This window comes from Rhodopila globiformis (assembly GCF_002937115.1).
In the GTDB taxonomy this organism is placed as follows: Bacteria; Pseudomonadota; Alphaproteobacteria; order Acetobacterales; family Acetobacteraceae; genus Rhodopila; species Rhodopila globiformis.
In genome coordinates this window covers 60688-78067 of sequence record NZ_NHRY01000245.1, presented here as the reverse complement: position 1 = coordinate 78067, position 17380 = coordinate 60688, and the positions used below count along the sequence as shown (strand labels likewise).

Below are 17380 nucleotides of genomic sequence, written 5' to 3'. Positions count from 1 at the left end.
TGCTGCCGCCTGCCCTCACGGCCCGGGCAACAGCTCCCTGATCCGGTTTGCCAGGGCGTCCAGCGCGAACGGCTTGGTCATGACCTGCGCGCCCGGTCCCGGCCATCCGCCGCGCGACCGTGTGGCCTCGGCATAGCCGGTGATGAACAGCACCTTCAGGCCGGGCCGCTCCCGCCGGGCCGCGTCGGCAAGCTGCTGGCCGTTCATGCCACCCGGCAGGCCCATGTCGGCGACCAGCAGGGCGACGCCAGGCGACGATTTCAGCAGGCGCAAGCCGGCCGGGCCGTCCGGGGCTTCCAACGGCTCGCAGCCAAGCGTCCTGAGCACCTCGGTGACCACCGTGCGGACGGCGGGCTCGTCGTCCACCACGAGAACCGTTTCGTGCCGGCCGAGCGGCCGGGCGGCCAGCGGCGCCGGCCCGGCGGCCGTCGTCTCCTCCGCCCCGTCATGGCGCGGCAGGTAAAGCCGCACCGTCGTGCCCTGGCCGAGGTCGCTGACAATCTGCACATGGCCGCCCGACTGGTGCAGGAAGCCGTAAACCATCGACAGGCCGAGCCCGGTGCCCTCGCCCTGGGGCTTGGTCGTGAAGAACGGATCGAACACGCGGGCGATGACCTCGGGCGGGATGCCGGTGCCGGTGTCGGTGACGCCCAGGGTGACGTAGTCGCCCGGCCCGGCTTCGCGCAGACGGGCGGCGGCGTCCGGGGTCAGGTGCGTGTTGGCCGTCTCGATCAGCAGCCTGCCCCCCTGCGGCATGGCGTCGCGCGCGTTGATGCACAGGTTCAGCAGCGCGTTCTCCAGCTGGTGCGGGTCGCACAGGGTCAGCCAGGGCTCATCGGCCAGCGCCGTCTCGATCGTGATCCCCGGGCCGATGGTGCTGCGGACCAGGTCCAGCATGTCGGTGACCAGCCGGTTGACCCCCGTCGGCTTCGGCTCCAGCGTCTGCCGCCGCGAGAAGGCCAGCAGGCGGTGCGTCAGGCCGGCGGCGCGGTGGGCGGCGTGCTGCGCCATGGTGATGTAGCGGTCGAGCTGGGTGATCTGGCCCTTCGCCAGACGGGTCTGCATCAGGCTCAGGCCACCAATGATCCCGGCCAGCATGTTGTTCAGGTCGTGCGCGAGGCCGCCGGTGAGCTGCCCGACCGCTTCCATCTTCTGCGCCTGCGCCAGCGCCGCGGCCATCTGCCGCCGCTCGGCATCGGCGGCTTCCAGCGCCGCGGTGCGCTCGCGCACCCGTTCCTCCAGCAGCGCGGCGGCGCGCTCGGCCGCGCCAACCTGCGCGGCCAGGTAGTCGCGCACCTGCCGCTGCCGCTGCCGGGCGCGCAGGGCGCTCTTCACGGCGCTGACCAGGCTGAGCGCCTGCAGCGGCCGTTCCAGGAACAGCACGTTGCCGAGCGTGCCGGCCAGGTTCGTCCCGGTGGTCGGCCGGCGCACGGCCGTGCCGGCCCGGGTGAGTACGACGAAGGGCAGATCCGACCACGGGGGCTGCGCCGCCAGCCACGCGGCCAGCACCGAGGTATCCGCCCCGATGACCGCCTCGTCGGCCAGCAGCACCATGCCGGCGGTATCGTCCAGGGCGGCCTGCAGCGCCTTGAGCGTCGGGACCACCGTCGTCCCGATCCCTTCCGCGGCCAGCAGCCCGGCCGCCACGTCCGCGTCGCGACCAGTCGGCGTCAGGATGAGCACCGGGCCGGCTGGCGGCGCTCTGTCGCCGTCATGCATCTGACGAACGCTCCTTGAGCAACGGCCCGGCCTGTCCCTTGTAGATCGGCGTGCCGCTCAGCACGCCTTCGAAGTCGGTCAGCGGCTCACCGATGCGCAGCCCCGCATGGTCGATGCGCAGCTCGCGGATGGTCGTCTCGTGCGGGCCGCCGCGGTTCTTCAGCACCGCCAGCGCCTTGCGAATACGGCCGGCGGCCTCGAAAAAGCGCATCAGCAGCACGGTGTCGGCAATGTAGCTGACGCTGACGTCGGCGATCGTCGAGTCGATGAGCGCGTGCTGCGGATAGAGCAGCAGGGTCATCACGCCCTGGTGGTTCAGGTTGGCCAGCAGCTCGTGCATCTGCAGAATGAGCTGTCGTTCCTGCGGCATGGCCGCCTCGAAACCGCTGAGCGAGTCGATGACGACCAGCCGCACGCCCTCGGTCTCGACTTCGCGCCGCAGCATCACGGCGAACTCGCCCGGGGACAGCTCGGCCGGATCGACCTGGCGCAGCCGCAACTGGCCGCTGTCGATCCAGGACGTCAGGTCCATCCCCTGCCTGGCGGCACGGGTCATCAGCGTCCCGACCCGCTCGTCGAATTGGTACAGCACGCAGCGCTCGCCCCTGACACAGGCCGCGACCACGTACTGCAGGGCCAGCGTGGTCTTGCCGGCGCCAGGCGGGCCGCTGATCAGCATGCATGTCCCGCGCAGGGGGCCGCCGCCGAGCAGGGCATCCAGCTCCGGCAGGCTGCTCGGCACCGGGTCGCCGGCAAACGGCCGGTGGTGCTCGGCGGCGATCAGGCGGGGGAACACCTCCAGGCCGCCGCGCCGGATCGCCAGGTCGTGGTAGCCGGCCTGGAAATCCATGCCGCGCATCTTCTGCACCTGCAGGCGCCGCCGGGCCGGGCCGAAATCGAGGGTCAGCCGCTCCAGCGTGATCACGCCGTGGCACAGGCTGTGCAACTGCAGGTCCTGCCGGCCATCGGCGCCGGTCAGGTCGTCCAGCAGCAGCACGGTGGCATGACGCCCGGCGAAGAACTGCTTCAGGGCCAGGACCTGGCGGCGGTAGCGCAGCGGGTCCTGGGCCAGCAGGCGCAGCTCGGACAGGCTGTCGAACACCACGCGCGTCGGCTGCGTGCGTTCGATCCGGCCGGTAATCAGCCTGACCGTGTCGCCGAGTTCCTGCTCCCACGGGTGCAGCAGCGTCGTCTCGCTGGCGGCATCCAGGGCGGTCTGGGCCGAGGTGAGGTCGAACACGTCGATGCCGTCCAGCGTCAGTCCGTGCGAGGCGACGACCGCCGTCAGTTCCTCGGTGGTTTCGGACAACGTGACGTAGAGGCAGCGTTCGCCGGCGGCGCGGCCGGCCGAGAGGAACTGCAGCGCCAGCGTCGTCTTGCCCGATCCTGGCATGCCTTCGACCAGGAAGAGGCGATCGGGGGCGAGGCCGCCCTTCAGGATCGCATCCAGGCCGGCGATGCCGGTCGTGACCCTTGTGGTTGGTAGCTCCCCGGGACGAGGTGGGTAAGCCGGTTGCTCCTGCATCTGGTTCACCGGTTCGTTGCGCGTGGCCCGGGTTCTAGCCGATTGGATGGCGGAGTCCGATCACATTCCCCGAGAGCAGGAGGCGCCCTGCCCTGCCAGCGGGTTCAGTCCCACTGCCGCAGGATCAGCTTCGCGCCGCGGTGCCCGAGTCCCGGCGTTTTGTATTTATCCCGCAACAACCGCCCATTCAGGCGGCGGTGCCGGACAGGGCGCCCCGGGCCACCGCTCCTGCCGCCTGCGCGCCGGCGCTGTCGCCGATGCGGAACCGCCAGGCGCAGAACCAGTCCGCCGGGTGCGCATCGGGCGGACATGCAATGCATTCGCAGGTTATGCGCGGGTCGATGGCGCGGGCAAAGCCGGTGTATTCGACCACGCCGCCGGATTTGCACGGATAGTCGGCGAGGCCCTTGCGCTGGCGTGCCGCCTGGACACGGCATTTCGTCATTTGCAGCACCAGCGAGCCGTCGTGGTCGAAGAACACCCTCTGCTCGTTGATCGCCGCATAAAGGCGGTGGGCGAAGGCCGCGGCGAGCGCATCCAGGCCGCCGGTGTCCGGCAGCGTCTGCGCGGCCTTGATCCGGGCCGCCTCCAGCGGCGAGAAATCCGCCCAGCAGGCGTCATTGACCGCCTTCGCCGCAGCCATGCCTTCGCGTTGCTCCACGGCCTGGAACCAGACACCGTCGAGCACCAGCCAACTGACCGCCAGGGCCTTGACCAGAGCCTGCAACTGCGCGGCATCCAGGGCGGCGAGCGGGGTCGGCACGCCCTCGGTGCTCGTGGTTCCCAGCGTGGCGCAGAGGCGCTCGACCAGGATGGCGGTGCCGCGGTCACCCGCCTCCTGTTCCATGACCAGGGCGTCGTCGACGCCGAAGCGGCTGGCGGCGTTGGCGAACCATAATCCGTAGTGGACCGCCATGCGGCGGATCGACTCCAGCACGGCATTGGCCAACTGTTTCGTTTCGTCGTCCATTATGTGCTCCTTCGGCAACCGAAATGCGCCGGTTTGGCCGCCGGCCGTAGCCGGCCGCGGTTGGCGGCCGGGACTCCGGCCAGGATGATCCGGTCGCCTGCGCGGCGACCGCGCCGTTGCCCGGGCCGATCAGGCAAGGACGCGACGGGGCTGCCCCGCTGGGCCGATGTGGCCGCGGGCGTTCCGGCTGGTGGCGGGAGTCTCCCTGTCCGGGCTGTGCCTTCGGCTGTGACCGGCCTCGATGCAATACAGGTATATAAGATATATCGCAATTATTCTGAATGCAAGCAATCCTCCGAGGCAGGACGCCTGCCTCGATCAAAGCTCCCTGGCGGTAACGGATGACGCGCATGCCCGGACAACGATGCGTTGGCAGCGGCTGCGGATCATGAGGCGACAGGTTTGGGCGCTCCGCCCGGCAGCGGGCCGGCGGCCGGGGGAACCGGCTCGAGCCATGCCAGGGGCGCGGGCAGGGCGGTCATTACGGCATGTTACTGACGCCGCAGCGGCTACGCAATGGTATCGTTATGAGCCCGTATATCGACCGATACGCCGGCGGCCTGTGCCCCGCTCCATCCCGCCGCCCGCACGCTCGCGAAAGGGTGCGGGCGGCGGGGGTTCGTTATGCAACCCGATTACCTAGATCTTGTTCTGAGCCACAGTGCACTCGGAAGGAGACAGTCATGGCCTTCACCAGTACCACCCGCAGCAAGCTCGACGATGCCCAGGACCAGATCGCCCGGCTGCGCCACCAGGTCGAGGGGCTGATGCGCGACCGCGTCCAGCCGGCGATGTCGGACTATGCCAGCCGCGCCAACGAGGCGGTGGGCAACGCCTCCGGCGCGATGCGCGGCGCCATGGACAGCGCGTCCGGCGCGATGCGCGGCGCCATGGACAGCGCGTCCGGCGTGATGCGCGACCAGGCCGAGATGGTCTCCGGCCGCGTCCGGGAACAGCCGCTTATCGCGCTGCTGGTCGCCGCCACCGTCGGGTGGATCATCGGCCGCGTGATGCGCTGACCGATGCTGCGACCGGTCCGGCTCGCACGCATCGCCGCGGAGGCTGAAAGTGTCCGCCTGCGCGGCCTGGTGTCCCGCGTCGCGACGCGGGCGGCGATGGCGGGCGTGGCGCTGGTGTTCCTGCTCGCCGTCCTGGTGTTCGTGCACATCGCCGCGTTCGACGCGCTGTGGATTCATGCCCGCCTGTCGTTCCTCGCCAGCACCGGGATCGTCGGCGGCGTAGATCTGGTGATCGCCATCATCCTGGGCCTTGTGGCGCGTAGCTCGACGCCGAGCGAAACCGAGGTCGAAGCGCTGAATGTCCGCCGCCGGGCGGTCCAGGGCCTGCCGCACACGCTCAGCGCCAGCCAGATGATGCTGCCGGTGCTGGAAATGGCGGCCTCTGCCCGGCAGAGGAAGCAGCCCCGGTAGGCGCCCGGCGGCGGCCGCCCGGGTTGCACCGGCGGGGGCCGCCCGGGTTGCGCAGAATGGCCCGGTGCCGGCGTACAGGCGCCAACATGGGAGGCACGTTGCTTATCCGTCATGGCCCGGCTTGTCCGGGCCACCTGTCGTGGCACAGGTGCTGGAATAGGTGGCCCGGACAAGCCGGGCCATGACGAGGAGGCAATGACCGTGCCACCAGCTCGTTAAGGTAGCGCGTGCGGCTGGTTCTGGCCACCCGTTGCGGCACAGGTGCTTGAATAGATGGCCCGAACCAGCCAAGCCAGGACGATTGGGAGGCGGGGGAATGTGCCCCGCTGTATTATCGCCTGTGCGGTGCCCCCTTCGTCCCATCCCGACCCGCACGGCGCGCAACGCCCCCCGACGGCATTAACCACTCGCTAACCCGCGCGTCGTACAACCCACCGCATCCCACCGCGTGAGGATGCATGCGCTCGCTGCCCTGGCTCGAGGATTTCAACACCTACCTCCATCCCAATACCGTCGCCGAGGCGCCACCGTCGCCGCCGGACGAGCCCGACCCGCGGATCGAGGCCTGGACCGAAGGCTTCCTCGCCGGATGCCGCGCTGCCCGGGCCGACGCCGCCGGGGCCGGGCAGGATCTCGCCGCGGCACTGGTCACGCGCATCACCGCCATCGAGCAGGAACTCGCCGCCATCGCCGATCGATCGGCCGTGACTGTCGGCGGCATGCTGATCGACATCCTCGCCGCCGCTCTGCCCGCCGGATGGCCGGCCACGCGGCTGGCCGCGATCAGCGAGGCGATCCGCCCGATCTTTGAACTGGAGCCCCGGCTGCGGCTCTGTCCGAAGCAGCCGGGGGAGATGTCGTTCCGTGACCTGCCCGCGCTCCAGGCCGCGCTTGACTCCGGCGACTGGGACCTCGCCACGAGCTGGCACCAGGCCGCGGCGGACATCGATCCGGCCGCCCTCGCCGATCGGCTGCGGCAGCCGATCGGCGCGGACGCGGACACCGTTGCCCGATCGCATCACGGCGAGGCCGGCGTGCCGGCGACGGCCGATCCGGCCGGCCTGAAGGTTTCGTCCTCTCCGGATTAAGGCGTAGAAGTCGCCCGCGACTCGGGATCGTTGCGCTATACCCGCGATCGCGTGATCCCCACCCGGAGATTTTCCATGAAGCACTGGACTGTTGCCTGCCTGCTCGCCGCCGCCCTGCTCAGCGGCTGCTCGTCGTCCGACGACTCGAAGAACGCCAGCGGAACGGGCAGCCAGGCCGCGGGAGCAGGCGGCTACAGCGAAGGCGGCCCGGGCGGAGCGGGGGGAGCGGGCGGCGCCGGCCGCGCGGCGCCCGGCTCGCAGGAGGACCTGGTGCAATCCGCCGGCGACCGCATCTTCTTCGACACCGACCGGAGCAACCTGACGCCGCGGGCGATGACCACGCTGGACCGCCAGGCGTCGTGGCTGCAGCAGTATCCGCAGGTCAACATCTGGATTGCCGGCAACTGCGACGAACGCGGCACCGAGGAGTACAACCTTGCCCTCGGCCAGCGCCGCGCCAACGCGGACCGCGATTACCTGGTGGCGCACGGCGTCAACCGCGGCCGCATCCAGACGATCAGCTATGGCAAGTCGCGGCCGATCGACCCGGCCAGCACGCCCGAGGCCTGGGCGCAGGACCGCAACGCCATCACCTCGGTGCGGTAATCGCCTGCAGAGCAGGCATGGGCCCGGCCGGATCGCTGCGTGATCCGGTCAGGCCGATGCAACGGCTCGCCCGGCACACGCGAAACCCCTGGCCTTCTGTGCCGGCACAAATCCTGGCGGCGTTAACCATCCGCTAACCCTTCCGATTGATACTTCCCCAATCTGTCAAGGGGAATTTCATGCTGAAGGCCGCCGGATGCCTCGCCTGGAACGACAATCTGGCACTGGCCGGGCTGACTGTCCTGGCCGGCGTGCTGCTTGGCGCCGCCCTGTCCTGGCTTCTGGCCGCCCGGCGGCTGCGCCAGGTCCACCATCTTCGCGGCCTGGCCGATGCCACGCTTGAAGGCATCATCCTGGAGCGGGACGGTTTCATCCGCGACGTCAACCCGGCGCTCTGCGCCATGGCCGATCGGCCTGCCGAGGCACTGATCGGCCGCCGGCTGACCACGCTGATCCGTGGCCTGACGCTGACCGCGGCCGATCGGCCGGGCGAACACGACCTGATCCGCCCGGGCGGCGATGCCCACCCGGTCGAGGTGCTGTGGCGGGACGGCTATGCGCCCGGCGGGCACGTCATCGCGGTCCGCCATCTGTCGCTGGAGCAAGCCACGCAGCACGACCTCCAACGCCTGGTGCAGTTCGATCCGCTGACCGGCCTCGGCAACCGCGAGTTGTTCGAGCACCAGTTGCGGAAGGCCCTGGCCCTGTCGCAGCGTGCCACGGTCGGCGTTGCCGTGCTGTTCGTCGAGCTCGACCGGTTCGGCGGCATCCGCGACGCCATCGGCCCGCTGGCGGCGGACCAGGTCGTCATCCAGGCGGCACACCGGCTGCGGCGATGCGTGCGGGACACCGATACCGTCGCCCGCCTGGGGCCGGACGATTTCGCGATCATCCAGCCGCTGGCGGACAAGGCGGCCGACACCGCGGCGCTGGCGGAACGGATCATCGCCGAGCTGGCGCTGCCGTTCGAGCTCGGTGGCCCACCGGTCGTCCTGACGGCCAGCGTCGGCCTGGCGCTGTACCCGAGCGACGGCGCCACGGTCGCCGCCATGGCCAGAAGTGCCGAGCAGGGGCTGGGCCGTGCCCGCCAGGCAGGCGGCGGCACATGGTGCCACGCCGAAGCCACGACGGATGAAGAGCTGCAGGAGCAGCAGTCGCTGGAGCAGGATCTGCGCATCGCGCTGCGGGACGGCCAGTTCTCGCTGGCGTACCAGCCGTTCCTCGATGCCGCGACGATGGAAGTCGCCGGCTACGAGGCGCTGCTGCGCTGGCAACATCCGCGGTGCGGCGCCATCCCGCCGTCCGCGTTCATTCCCGTCGCCGAAGCCTCCGGCCTGATCGTGCCGATCGGCCAGTGGGTGCTGGCGACGGCGTGCGCCGAGGCAGTAGCCTGGCCGCAGCCGCTGACCCTGGCGGTGAACCTGTCGCCGGCCCAGTTCATCCAGCCCGGGATCGTCGGCACCGTGGCCGACGTGCTGCGGCAAACCGGCCTGCCGGCGCATCGGCTGGAGCTGGAAATCACCGAGACGACCCTGATGGACGACACGCAGAACGCGCTGCGCGTCCTGCAGGCGCTGAAGGCGCTGGGCGTCAGCATCGCCATGGACGATTTCGGCACCGGCTACTCCAGCCTGGGCTATCTGCGCAAATTCCCGTTCGACAAGATCAAGATCGATCGCAGCTTCATCAGCGATGTCGAGGAAGGTGACGCGGAAGCCGAAACGATCGTGCAGGCGATCATCGCCATGGGCCGCAGCCTGCGGCTGGATGTAACGGCCGAAGGCGTCGAGACGGCGCAACAGCTTGCCATGGTGAAGGCACTGGGCTGCACCTTCGTCCAGGGCTACCTGCTGGGTCGGCCTGGCCCGGTGGGCTTCCCGGACAAGGTGGCCGACGGGACTTACCCGCCCCCAAACTCTCCGGCGCATCCGCAGAGCGCCTGGGAGCGCGAGGAGGTAACCGCGGGCAACCGGTCGGCCTGATCAGGCCGCGACGGACCCCATAGTTCACCACCGGCCGGCGCGGCCGGCCCACTCTGTATGAAGCTATGGGGCGACCACGGCAGGCTCGTCCCCCACCATCGGGGTAGTTTCTTGTTAGATATCGGGATAGGGCGATTGGTGGAGAAGGATTTGGCGCCGCGGCCGTTCTCTCACCGTCATGGCCGGGCGTGTCCCGGCCATGACGGTGAGGGAGAAGCCCTTGCTCCGCCAGTCCGCTTATCCTGATGCGTATGGGGCGCTTTCCTGCCAGCCATGGCGGCGATCACCGGACTCCTGCCCGCTCCCGCCGGCTCTCGGTCCGCAACTGGCCGCATGCCGCCAGGATATCCTGCCCCCGCGGTGTCCGTATCGGCGAGGCGAACCCTGCCGCGTTGACGATGGCGGCGAAGCGGTCCAGTGCCGCCTTGGTGCTCGGTTCGAAGCGCGAGCCAGGCCAGGGATTGAACGGGATCAGGTTCACCTTGGCCGGCAGCCCGGCGATCAGCCGCACCAGTTCGCGGGCCTCGGCCTCCGAGTCGTTCACGCCCTTCAGCATGATATATTCGAAGGTGATCCGCCGGGCGTTCGAGGCGCTGGGGTAGCGGCGGCAGGCGGCCAGCAGTTCCTTGATCGGGTATTTGCGGTTCAGCGGCACCAGTTCGTCGCGCAGGTCGTCGCGCACCGCGTGCAGCGAGATCGCAAGATTGACGCCAAGCTCGGCCCCCGCCCGGTCCATCATCGGCACCACGCCGGAGGTGGACAGGGTGATCCGCCGCCGCGACAGGCCGATGCCTTCGCCGTCCATGACGATCTTCATCGCCTTGGCGACGTTGGCGTAGTTGTACAACGGCTCGCCCATGCCCATCAGCACGATGGTGGACAGCAGGCGCGGCGTCTCGCCCTTCGGCGACGGCCATTCGCCGTAGGAATCGCGCGCCGCCATGAACTGCCCGACGATCTCGGGCGCGCCCAGGTTGCGCACCAGCGTCTGAGTGCCGGTATGGCAGAAGCGGCACGACAGGGTGCAGCCGACCTGGCTGGAGATGCAGACGGCGCCGCGGTCCTCGACGGGATCGGGGATATAGACGGTCTCCGCCTCCTGCCCGTCGCGGAAGCGGAACAGCCATTTGCGCGTCTCGTCGGTGCTGGTCTGCTGGGTGGCGACCGCCGGGCGGCCGATGACGAACCGCTCGGCCAGCTTCGCCTGCAAGGGCTTGGCGATCGACGACATGCGGCTGAAATCGACCACGCCCTGGTGGTAGATCCAGTGCCACACCTGCTTGACGCGGAACGCCGGCTCGCCGATGGCGGCCAACTCGGCCGCCAGTTCCGCCCGGTCCATGCCGACAAGATCCCGCCGCCCGTCGGGCAGAGCAGCCGGCGGCGGGTCGAACAACGCCGACTTCGCCAGGATGCGATCCCGGTCCGCGGCGGTCAGGTCACTCATTTCGCCGGGCAGGCCTTGACGATGGCGGCGTAGGCGGGGCTGAAGCCCCTCAGGCTGAACGTATCGGTCACGGCTATATCCTTTGGCCCGGGCGAGCGGGCGATGGCGCGGCCGCCCTTATGTAGGGCGGCAACCGCGGCCTTGCCATCCCGCGCGAAGGCGGCGCGGTGGGACGTATAGAATTCCAGCCCCACCTGATCCACCTGCACCGTCACCGAGGCATGCGCCGGATAGGTGAATCCCGACTCGATCGCCACCGCGTCGCGGCCCGAGGGCCGTTCGGTGACTGTCAGGACGACGCCGCCGCGGCCGGGCAGCGCCGGGGTGGAGCTTTGCGCCCGGGTGAAGGCATAGCACACGGTCTGCCCCGACTCCTGGTGCGTCGCGGCCGTCCAGTCCTCGAACCTGCCGATGGACCTGGGGGCATTGGACGCGGGCACGTGTGCGGGGGCCGGTTTCCGCGATTCCGCTGCCACAGGCAGGGCGAGAATCGGGACGATGAGGGGAATCCAGAAGAGGCGCTTGATCATGCGGCGCAGCAATAATGTCCGCGTCGCCGCCGAATCAAGCGCGACGGAATCATGGCTTCTTCGCATTCTCGTCAGGCGGCGCCAGCCAGTCCGGGATGGTCCGCCGGAACCGCGGCGGTCCGTGTCCCGTCGGCCCCGGTGCCTCGATTGGCCCGAGCGAGCCGACGGGACGCTCGGCGAAACGGCCGTGCTGCAACAGGCGGTCGTACAGCACCAGCGCGCCGGCCACCGCCAGGTTCAGCGAGAAGCGGGTGGGGATCTTCACCACGTGATCGCAGCGGGCGAGCAGCGCCGCCGACAGACCGGCCCGTTCCGGTCCCAGGACGTAGGCGGCATTCAGCGGATGGCGGAAGGACGGAAGGTCGATCGCGTCCTCCACCCGCTCCACCCCCACCAGCTTGCAGCCGCGCGGCAGCGACAGGTCGGCCACCGTGGCGTAGCGCCACATCGGCACATGCAGCGGCGTGTCGGCGGTATCGGCGGTGCGCCCGGCGCGCGAGTCCCAGCCGGTGCCGATGGTGAAGCAGAACGCCGCGCCGAACGCATGCCCGGTGCGCAGCAACGCGCCGACATTGGCGGACTTGGAGATACCCTCGGCGCCGATGCCGAAATAGCCGCGTGATCTGGCCTCAACCATGCCGGCGGTCTATGCCGGCGGCATGAGCGATGCAACCGACCAAAGACTGGCCGAGCAATACGAAGCCTACCCATATCCCCGGCGCGACCCGCGCGACGAGGCGAAGCGGCTGATCGTCGGCAGCCCGGGCCACCTGCGCGAGATCGACCACTGGGTGTTCGGCGCCGCCCGCCCGGCCACGCGGCCGCTGCGTGCGCTGATCGCCGGCGGCGGTACGGGCGATGCGACGATCATGCTGGCGCAGCAGATGGCGCGGCTGGGACGTCCCGGGCGGGTGACCTGGCTCGACCGCTCCGCCGCCGCGCTGTCGGTTGCCCGGGGCAGGGCGCAGGTGCGTGGCCTGGAGAACATCGCCTGGGAGCAGCGCTCGCTGCTCGACCTGCCCGGCTTGGGCCTGGGTCCGTTCGACTACGTCGATTGCTGCGGCGTGCTGCACCATCTGCCCGACCCGGCCGAGGGACTGCGCGCCCTGCTGTCGGTGCTGGCTCCGGGCGGTGGCCTGGGGCTGATGGTTTATGCGCCGCACGGCCGCACGGGGGTCTATATGATCCAGGACGTGCTGCGCCGCCTCGCCCCGGCCGAGGACACGCCGCAGCAGCGGCTGGATGTCGCCCGCCGGGTGATCAAGCACCTGCCGGACACGCAGTGGCTGAAGCACAACCGGTACTTCGGCGATCATATCGATGGCGGCGATGCCGGGCTGTACGATCTGCTGCTGAATCCGCGCGACCGCTGTTACACCGTGCCGGAATTCCATGCCCTGCTGGCGTCGGCCGGCCTCCGCGTCGTGTCGTGGATGGAGCCGATGCGTTACGACCCGGTGCCGCTGTTGCCAGACCCGAAGCTGCGCGCCCGGCTGGAGGGGATGGACGTCACCGAACGCGCCGCGCTGGCCGAGGCGCTGGCCGGCAACATGTCGGTGCACATCGTCTATTGCGTGCGGACCGGCGATCCGGTCCGCCGGCCGGACCCGGGCGCCGCCGAGGCCGTGCCGATCTGCCGGGAGATCGACGGCGAGACGCTGGTGCGCGGCATGCGGCCGGACGGGACGCTGTTGGCGGCCTTCGACGGCCTGCGCATCCCGGTCGCGCTGCCGCCGCTGGCCCCGGCGATCCTGAAGCTGATCGACGGGCAGCGCAGCGTCGGCCAGATCGCGGCGGTGCTGGCCGGGCGCGGTACGAAGCCGGAGGCGTTCGCGAAGGCCTGGCAGCAGACGTTCACGGCGCTGGAGCGGATCAACCGGGTGCTGCTGGCGGCGCCGGCCGGGTAATGCTCGATCGGCTCTTTATCAATCGTCACACCCGAGACCTCCCGTGCAACAAATTATGGATCCGGCCCTCATTGTCTTGAATGCATTGTCTTGAATGCCGGGCCGCGAGTCGCGCCAGGAACAGCCAGGCCGCGTTCGAGCCACCGCGGTTGCAGGCCGCAATGAATTCTTCTCTGCGTGCTCTGCGCCCCGCTCTGCGCGCTCTGCGTTGAATCGCGGTGGGCGGGGCGCCACCGTCGTTGGAGGTTAGGCGGCTCACCGGCAACGCCGGTCTTTGTTGCGGCACCGCATTTCTAAAACGCAGAGATCGCAGAGCGGGGCGCAGAGCACGCAGAGAAGGGATTCGGGCGGCCTGCGGCCGCGCGATGGCCGTCTGTTGATCACCGTGTCTTGCTTGTCATGGCAAAGACAATGAGGACCGGGTCTGTAAGAAGCGCTTCACCGCCAGATGATTGCCTGAATTGCCAATCGTCATGAAAAGCATTGCGGTCCGGCCATGGGCGATCATAGGCTGACGGGCGATTTCATAAGAAGAAAATCCAGATTGCAGGGAGAAAACGATGGTTTCGGCAACAAACCGCCGTTGGCTGCTCGCGCGCCGCCCCGAGGGCATGATCCGTGACGAGGATTTCCGTCTGGTTGAGGAGCCTGTCGGTGACCTCGGATCCGGCCAGGTGCTGGTCCAGGTCCAGGTTCTTTCCTGTGATCCGACACAGCGCGGATGGCTGGCTGCCGATACCTACATGCCGGCCGTCGGCATCGGTGAGGTTGTCCGCTCGGTTGGTGCCGGACGCATCGTGACCTCCCGTCATCCTGATTTTGCCGAGGGTGACATGGTCGCGGGCCTGCTCGGCTGGCAGGATTTCGCTGTCGTCGATCCCGGCGGCACGTGGCCCCTCGCCAAGCTGTCGCCTGGCATGCAGCTTGAGACCGCGCTTGGGGTGCTCGGCCTCAACGGCCTTACGGCCTATTTCGGGCTGCTGGATATCGGCCGACCACAGGCGGGCGAGACGGTCGTGGTTTCCGGTGCGGCCGGTGCGACGGGCTCGATTGTCGGCCAGATCGCGAAGGTAAAGGGGTGCCGCGTTATCGGGATTGCCGGGGGCAGTGAGAAATGCCGCTGGCTGACCGAGGTAGCCGGATTGGATGCCGCCATAGACTACAAGAGCGAAAACGTTGCGGAGCGGCTTGCCGCCTTGTGCCCGAACGGGATCAACGTCTATTTCGACAATGTCGGTGGTGAAATCCTCGAAGCGGCGCTGGCCTTGCTTGCCAGACATGGCCGCGTGGTGCTGTGTGGCGCAATTTCCGGCTACAACGACCTGGAGCATATGCAGCCTCCTCGGAACTATCTGATGCTGCTGCTACGCGAAGCCCGCATGGAAGGATTCCTGGCCCCCAGCTTCATTCATCGGCAGCAGGAGGCATTGGAGGCGCTGGCGGGCTGGCTGTCCGACGGCCGCATCAAACATGAGGTGGACATCCAGCACGGACTGGAGAATGCGCCTGCGACACTGCGGCGGCTATTCGAAGGACGTAACATAAGCAAGCAGTTGCTGCGGATTTCCGGATAGAGGCCGGATGCCCACTTGGTTGTGAGACTGTCCCGGCGCGGTCAGCGACCAAGCGGGCTTTGGCGATAGCGCATGGGCCGGCCGTCATCGCTGACTTGGCCGGGTGGCGCCGTTCCGTGTCACCGGACCGCCGCCCATGCACTATGCTCCCAGCATGACAGACACCCACGCCGCCTTCGCCACCTATGTCGCCACCCTCGGCCGCGGCCCGGGCCGCTCGCGCGCCCTGACGCGGGAGGAGGCGCGGACGGCGTTCGGCATGGTGCTGCGCGGCGAGGCCGATCCGCACCAGGTCGGCGCCTTCCTGATGCTGCTGCGCTTCCGCGGCGAGGATGCGGAAGAGATTACCGGCATGGTCCAGGCGGCCCGCGACGAAGCCGGACTTGGGGGCGGGCGGGGCTTGGATGACCTGGGGATCGACCTCGACTGGCCGTCCTACGGCGCCGGGCGGACGCGCGGCGCGCCCTGGTTCCTGCTGGCGGCCCTGGCGCTGGCCCGGTCGGGGACCAGCGTGCTGATGCACGGGTCGAACGATTTCTCCGCCGGCATCAGCGTGGCCGAGGGGCTGGCGGCGCTCGGCCTGGCACCGGCCGGCGACAAGGCTTCTGCCGCTGCCGCTCTGCGCCCCGGGCGCTTCGCCTACCTGCCGCTGCACGTCCTGGCGCCGGCGATGGATCGGCTGCTGGACATGCGCCGGCTGTTCGGGCTGCGCTCCCCGGTCAACACCGCCGCAAGACTGCTCAACCCGGCGGATGCGCCGTTCGGCGTCGATGGCGTGTTCCACCCGCCGTACATCGACGTGCATCTCGGCGTCGCGGAACGCACGGGGCGGCATCGCCTGCTGGTGCTGAAGGGTGGCGGCGGGGAGGCGGAACGGGTGCCGCTGAAGCCGGCCACCGCCTCGCTCTGGGACCATGCCGCCGGCCGCGGCGAGATCGCGCTGCCTGCGGTGGAGGGGCTGCGGCCGCATCCGCCGGCGGGCGACACGGCAGACCTGGTCTCCGCCGTCTGGCGCGGCGAGGCCGCCCCGGAGACGCCGGTGCAGACGATCCGCGCCACCATCGCGCTGGCTCTGCTGGCGATGCGGCGGGCGGAAAATCCGAGCCAGGCGATGGACCAGGCAGCAACGATCTGGTCGCAGCGGCTGTGAGCGCCTAAAAGGCCGCCCATGCGCTATATCTCCACCCGCGGGCATTCGCCCGACATCTCCACCCGCGGGCAGGCGCCCGCGCGCGATTTCGCCGATGTCCTGCTGGCTGGCCTGGCCGAGGACGGCGGCTTGTTCATGCCGGAAACCTGGCCGCATTTCAGCCCCGCCGACTGGCGCGCCCTGCGCGGCCTGCCATATGCCGACGTCGCCGCCCGGGTCATGCAGCCGTTCGTCGGCGGCGCGATCCCGTTCGAGGTGCTGCAAGGTATCTGCCGCGACGCCTATGCCGGCTTCGGCCACCCAGCGGTCGCGCCGCTGGTGCAACTGGAAACCGGGCTGTTCACGCAGGAGCTGTTCCACGGGCCGACGCTGGCGTTCAAGGACATGGCGATGCAGGTGCTGGGGCGCCTGTTCGACCACGTGCTGGCGCAGCGCGACAAGCGGGTGACCATCGTCGGCGCCACCTCGGGCGACACCGGGTCCGCCGCGATCGAGGCCTGTGCCGGGCGCGACCGCGTCGATATCATGATCCTGCATCCGCACGGCCGCACCAGCGAGGTGCAGCGCCGGCAGATGACCACCGTGCTGGCGCCGAACGTCGGCAACATCGCGGTGCAGGGCACGTTCGACGACTGCCAGGACCTGGTGAAGGCACTATTCGCCGATGCCGGCTTCCGGGATGAGGTGCGGCTGTCGGCGGTGAACTCAATCAACTGGGCGCGGATCGCGGCGCAGATCCCGTATTATGTCGCCTCGGCGCTGGCGTTGGGCGCGCCGGACCGGGAGGTGGCGTTCAGCGTGCCGACCGGCAATTTCGGCAATGTGCTGGCGGCCTGGGTGGCGCGGCGGATGGGCCTGCCGGTGGCGCGGCTGGTGGTGGGCTCGAACCGCAACGACATCCTGGCGCGGTTCCTGGCGGCGAACGACATGTCGATGCAGCCGGTCGAGCCGTCGCTGTCGCCGAGCATGGACATCCAGGTCAGCTCGAACTTCGAGCGGCTGCTGTTCGAGCTGCTGGATCGTGACGCGGACCTGACCCGGCAGACGATGCTGGATTTCCGCCGCACCGGTCGGATGACGGTGGCGGCCCCGGTCTGGCATCACGCCCGCACGCTGTTCCATGGGTTCCGGCTGGACGATCCGGGCACCGAGGCGGAAATCCGCCGCCTGCATGCCGCCTGTGGGTATCTGGCCGATCCGCACTCGGCGGTCGGCATTGCCGCGGCGCGGGCGCTGCCGGCGGGCGGCGGGGTGCCGACGGTGGCGATGGCGACGGCGCACCCGGCGAAGTTCCCGGACGCGATGGAGATCGCCACCGGCCACCGGCCGGCGCTGCCGCCGCGCATGGCGGATCTGTTCGGGCGGGAGGAGCGGTTCAGTGTGCTGCCGAACGATCTGGGTGCGATCGAGGCGGCGGTGCGGGCGCTGGTGGGGCGGAACCGGGTGTAGGTC

General features: G+C 69.5%; 15 protein-coding genes. 9 read left to right on the top strand and 6 right to left on the bottom strand.

Annotated elements, in window-relative coordinates:
* Positions 1–15: 15 nt before the first annotated feature.
* The 3 genes from CCS01_RS25065 to CCS01_RS25055 all read right to left on the bottom strand — a co-directional run bounded on the left by CCS01_RS25065 (position 16) and on the right by CCS01_RS25055 (position 4214).
* Positions 16–1719 (bottom strand): ATP-binding protein, encoded by a 1704-nt coding sequence (locus CCS01_RS25065; RefSeq protein WP_104521494.1) that lies wholly within the window; start codon positions 1717–1719, stop codon positions 16–18.
* A complete protein-coding gene (locus tag CCS01_RS25060; RefSeq protein ID WP_104521493.1) occupies positions 1712–3244 on the bottom strand; it encodes an ATPase domain-containing protein in 1533 nt (510 codons plus the stop codon). The genes CCS01_RS25065 and CCS01_RS25060 overlap by 8 nt, the downstream gene beginning before the upstream one ends.
* Positions 3245–3431: 187 nt before the next feature.
* Positions 3432–4214, bottom strand: coding sequence for a DUF6125 family protein (locus tag CCS01_RS25055; protein ID WP_193540167.1), 783 nt, complete (start codon positions 4212–4214; stop codon positions 3432–3434).
* A gap of 683 nt (positions 4215–4897) precedes the next feature.
* On the opposite strand from CCS01_RS25055, the gene CCS01_RS25050 reads away from it, so the two are divergent.
* From CCS01_RS25050 to CCS01_RS25030, 5 genes are all read left to right on the top strand, one after another.
* The gene (locus CCS01_RS25050; RefSeq protein WP_104521492.1) at positions 4898–5233 is read left to right on the top strand and encodes a hypothetical protein; all 336 of its coding nucleotides are present in this window, start codon (positions 4898–4900) and stop codon (positions 5231–5233) included.
* 3 nt (positions 5234–5236) lie between these two features.
* Entirely contained in the window at positions 5237–5644 is a 408-nt protein-coding gene (locus tag CCS01_RS25045; protein WP_104521491.1) for a phage holin family protein, read from the top strand.
* A 458-nt stretch (positions 5645–6102) separates the two neighbouring features.
* Complete coding sequence (locus CCS01_RS25040) at positions 6103–6732, top strand: hypothetical protein (RefSeq protein WP_104521490.1); 630 nt, start codon at positions 6103–6105, stop codon at positions 6730–6732.
* A gap of 75 nt (positions 6733–6807) precedes the next feature.
* On the top strand, positions 6808–7338 hold the full coding sequence (gene pal, locus CCS01_RS25035; RefSeq protein ID WP_104521489.1) for a peptidoglycan-associated lipoprotein Pal: 531 nt from the start codon (positions 6808–6810) through the stop codon (positions 7336–7338).
* A 179-nt stretch (positions 7339–7517) separates the two neighbouring features.
* Entirely contained in the window at positions 7518–9320 is a 1803-nt protein-coding gene (locus CCS01_RS25030) for a putative bifunctional diguanylate cyclase/phosphodiesterase (protein WP_104521488.1), read from the top strand.
* Between the two features lie 283 nt (positions 9321–9603).
* Here the strand turns inward: CCS01_RS25030 and rlmN are convergent, their stop codons facing one another.
* Genes rlmN through CCS01_RS25015 form a run of 3 tightly spaced genes read right to left on the bottom strand, consistent with a single transcriptional unit; the run spans position 9604 to position 11934 of the window.
* Entirely contained in the window at positions 9604–10767 is a 1164-nt protein-coding gene (rlmN, locus tag CCS01_RS25025; RefSeq protein WP_104521487.1) for a 23S rRNA (adenine(2503)-C(2))-methyltransferase RlmN, read from the bottom strand.
* Complete coding sequence (locus CCS01_RS25020; RefSeq protein WP_104521486.1) at positions 10764–11297, bottom strand: invasion associated locus B family protein; 534 nt, start codon at positions 11295–11297, stop codon at positions 10764–10766. Before CCS01_RS25020 ends, rlmN begins: the two co-directional genes overlap by 4 nt.
* A gap of 49 nt (positions 11298–11346) precedes the next feature.
* Entirely contained in the window at positions 11347–11934 is a 588-nt protein-coding gene (locus CCS01_RS25015; RefSeq protein WP_104521485.1) for an RNA methyltransferase, read from the bottom strand.
* A gap of 22 nt (positions 11935–11956) precedes the next feature.
* Here CCS01_RS25015 and CCS01_RS25010 point away from each other — a divergent pair, with 22 nt between their 5' ends.
* From CCS01_RS25010 to thrC, 4 genes are all read left to right on the top strand, one after another.
* Positions 11957–13204 (top strand): class I SAM-dependent methyltransferase, encoded by a 1248-nt coding sequence (locus CCS01_RS25010; RefSeq protein WP_104521531.1) that lies wholly within the window; start codon positions 11957–11959, stop codon positions 13202–13204.
* A gap of 560 nt (positions 13205–13764) precedes the next feature.
* Positions 13765–14778, top strand: a complete 1014-nt coding sequence (locus CCS01_RS25005) for an NADP-dependent oxidoreductase (RefSeq protein ID WP_104521484.1) — start codon at positions 13765–13767, stop codon at positions 14776–14778.
* 154 nt (positions 14779–14932) lie between these two features.
* Complete coding sequence (locus CCS01_RS25000; RefSeq protein WP_158258586.1) at positions 14933–15928, top strand: glycosyl transferase family protein; 996 nt, start codon at positions 14933–14935, stop codon at positions 15926–15928.
* A gap of 18 nt (positions 15929–15946) precedes the next feature.
* Positions 15947–17377, top strand: coding sequence for a threonine synthase (gene thrC, locus CCS01_RS24995; protein ID WP_104521482.1), 1431 nt, complete (start codon positions 15947–15949; stop codon positions 17375–17377).
* Positions 17378–17380 lie beyond the last annotated feature (3 nt).